The organism is Acidithiobacillus sp. TH-A36, assembly GCF_057473445.1.
Genome location: NZ_JBYCKP010000042.1, coordinates 1 through 3249 on the forward strand (window position 1 = coordinate 1; position 3249 = coordinate 3249).

Sequence of the window (3249 nt, forward strand, 5' to 3'; positions counted from 1 at the left end):
CGGCTGCCGCTGCTCCCTTCCGGGCCTGACGGGGTTCACCAGCTACCACTGCGAGGGGACCGATTGTTGTCGCCATAGAAAACCTGAAATTGTCCACGCAAGGACGAGAACAGACGAAAAGTGCAACACCACTTTTGCACTCACAAGTCGCGAAGGTATCAGAACCCCGATCTGCGATCAATATTGACCACTCAAAATCGTCAGGGTTAAAACCGCTCAATCACCATTATGAAAGAAGCACAGGTCAGTATAACGGAAGTGAAACCTTCTAAGGACATGGCACCAGAATCCCAGGATGAACAGTAACAGAATCCACCAACTCCATCCTGCCGAGGTGGAAATAGCCAAGGCGCCCATATTGCTGCAATAGGAAGAATCAAAGATGTTCGGGTGAAAAATTCAAAAGAATCATTCGATAAAATATCAGCACCATAACCCAGATATACAACATTCCACCCAATAGCCAGAGGCTGAGTGCAATGAAGTCAAATTCCGCCCTGAGCATGAAAGCACAGTGAATATCCAGCAGTAAAATCAATATGTCAATAGATTGTGGGGCGATGATTTGTAAGAGCCAACTGCCATAAATACCACTTATTGTTAATATTTTATTGTTTTTAATCATTATGATAGTTATTAATAAGTAATAATTAATACGGGATAAATCGTCTCTCTTCTCTTCCTCAGGCAATGAGCGGCGTAACAAGCATCAAGTTTTTTGCGTATGGCTTGGTAACGCTCAAATTGAAGTTGTTTTAAGGACTCACTACAGTTGACATCTGTATTCATGGCCCACATGATCGGCGCATTGACTTAGATCAGCATGGAAACGATTTCCTGTTCATGGCTTTTTCACATAATGCTCCGGCAGTTTCTCCACTCAGCACCAGCATGGTATTGCTGCTGAATCTGGTAGTTTGGCTTGGACATTTTCTGGTGTTGTTCAATACTGGTGCCTATCTGCCCATGATACCCCATGTTGCCGGCAGTTTGGGCGTCAACCCGGATTTGGGGGGTTGGATCCAAGTAGATTTTTTTCTGGCCATGGCCCTGGCCTTTCCGACTTCTCCCTGGTTTTTACAGCGTTGGGGAGAAATGCGGGTTTTGGCAGGGGCCTTTATGGCGTTCGCCCTGGCTTCGGCCATCTGCGCACAAACTGGCCATTATGATGCTTTTCTCAGTGCCCGTATTGTTCAGGGATTTTCGGGTGGATTGACCATCCCGGTTTCCTTGCAGATTATCTTGCGCCATTATCAGGCACATCGCCGTAATATTGGCTTGGGTCTATGGGGAGTTGCTGCCCTAACCCCGTTTACTTTGGGGCCGATTATCGGTGGCTGGATCACCGACAGCATCGGTTGGCGCTGGCTGTTTTACCTGAATATACCCATTGCCATCAGCGTAGCTGTCATCATTGTGATTTTGTTATTCGGTCGGGAAATGGAACATCGCCATCCCCCGTTAGACTGGCCGGGCCTGCTGTTGCTGCTGATTGTCCTGGCTACTCTGGGGTCAGCCCTTAATGCCGGGGAAGTCATCAGTTGGTGGCGCTCCCAGACTATTATTTTTCTCGGCAGCATCAGCCTGATCACCCTGATTTTTTTTGGGATTTGGGAATGGTATAGCACGCACCCCTTACTCGATCTCACGCTCCTGAAACGCCGCAACTTCATGATCGGAAGTGTGGTCCTGTTTTTCACCGCCCTGTTTTTTCAGGGTTGTCTCGCTATTTATATAGTAGGATTTCAGTTAGTTATGGGCTATACCGCCTGGATGGTCGGCTTGTTGATGTTACCCTTGGCCATTTCGGAAATAAGTTTCATACTGGCCCAACGCCTGCTGAAGCATATAGATGCACGCTTTCTGGCTATTATCTCCTTATTGGGCTTTTCAGTAGCCAGTTTTTGGGTTTCCTCCTACAATCGCCCGGCTTCATTTGGCGAACTACTGTGGCCACAAGCTTTTGTAGGAATATTTCTGGGCAGTCTGTTCCCATCCATTAGCGCCGTTGCCTTATCGTGATTATCCGGCCCCGTGGAAAAAAGTGGCACTAAATTTTTGAATGTATTGCGGCTGTGTGGACAGGCTATGGGCATTCCCCTTATTGCCACACTTTTCGCCAGAAGAACGATCTTTCATGCGCATTTTCTTGCCGAAGGTAATAACAGCACTTGGATTTATGCGCCCAAACCGACAGTAAGCAATATCCGCACTGCCCACTACATTACGCATCAGGCAGCCATGCTCGCCTTCAACGAAATATTTTATATAGCCGCATGGGGATTCCTGCTCGGCGCTGGTCTCCTGCTGTTCAGCAAACGTGTGGTTTACGCAGAACCGGATATTCGGGTACGCCGCGCCATAGAAGAACTGGTGGATCTCTGATGAAAAAATCCATTGTTCTGCTGCTATTGTTACTGCTTGCGGCCTGTGCGCGTCTGCCGGAGCATCTTCCCGGCACGCATCTCGCCCATAGCACTCAAATTCAGCAGACCCTGGCCCGGGCCGATCATCACTATGGGATCAGGGCAGGTCCATGGCCTGCACAGCAGTGGTGGAAAGCGGCGCAAATACCTGCTCTTGACCATCTGATTCAGGTAGCCCTTCGCCAAAACCCATCACTGCAGCTTGCCAGTACCCGTATTCTGGCCGCCAAAGCCATGACTGCAGAGCAGCAGGCCGCCCTCCTCCCACAGTTTTCGGCGGGAGCTTCCATCACCCAGGAGCATTTTTCACAGAATGGTTTGCACCTTCAGGCCAACGGCAAAAGCTTTACCTATACAGAAATCAACCCATTGGAACTCCATTATCATCTGGACTTGTGGGGACGCGACAGCGATCAGATTCGTGCGGCTTTAGGACAAGTACGGGTTCATCAGGCGGATTATGCCGAGGCAAAATTACAGCTGGAGAAACAACTGGCTTGGCATTATTTTCTGCTGGCGGGTGAAACACGGCAACTGCATCTGGCGGAGCGTCTGGAAAATCTGCAAAAATCCTTGTTGCAACTGGAAAAACAACGTTGGCAGGATGGTCTGAACAACGCCCGGCCGGTGTATGCGCAGACAGAAACTTATGGCAGTGCGCGGCAGTCAGTCGCCCAACTGCGGGCAGCCATTGCGCAACAGCGCTATGTACTGGCCGCCTTGGCCGGGCATGGACCCGATTGGGGACGGAATATTGGCGTGGAACCGTTACCGGATTTCTCCACCATAAATATCCCCCGTCAATTACCTCTGCGTCTGATCA

3 protein-coding genes and 1 other RNA gene are annotated in these 3249 nt (G+C 49.6%); 3 read left to right on the forward strand and 1 reads right to left on the reverse strand.

Features of this window, described 5'->3' with window-relative positions; all coding sequences use genetic code 11:
* An RNA gene (gene ffs, locus AC2VLY_RS01010) (signal recognition particle sRNA small type) lies at nt 1-65 on the reverse strand; the annotation flags it as partial.
* Between the two features lie 778 nt (nt 66-843).
* On the opposite strand from ffs, the gene AC2VLY_RS01015 reads away from it, so the two are divergent.
* From AC2VLY_RS01015 to AC2VLY_RS01025, 3 genes are all read left to right on the forward strand, one after another.
* Nucleotides 844-2022, forward strand: coding sequence for an MFS transporter (locus AC2VLY_RS01015; protein ID WP_486892420.1), 1179 nt, complete (start codon nt 844-846; stop codon nt 2020-2022).
* A gap of 66 nt (nt 2023-2088) precedes the next feature.
* Nucleotides 2089-2385 (forward strand): hypothetical protein, encoded by a 297-nt coding sequence (locus AC2VLY_RS01020; protein ID WP_486921623.1) that lies wholly within the window; start codon nt 2089-2091, stop codon nt 2383-2385.
* Nucleotides 2385-3249 (forward strand): TolC family protein (locus AC2VLY_RS01025; RefSeq protein ID WP_486921624.1); only part of this gene is annotated, 865 nt, incomplete at its 3' end. The genes AC2VLY_RS01020 and AC2VLY_RS01025, both read left to right, overlap by 1 nt.

Coding starts and splice junctions, on each gene's coding strand:
- AC2VLY_RS01020 (WP_486921623.1), top strand. CDS start 2,089: ATGGGCATTCCCCTTATTGCCACACTTTTCGCCAGAAGAACGATCTTT.
- AC2VLY_RS01015 (WP_486892420.1), top strand. CDS start 844: ATGGCTTTTTCACATAATGCTCCGGCAGTTTCTCCACTCAGCACCAGC.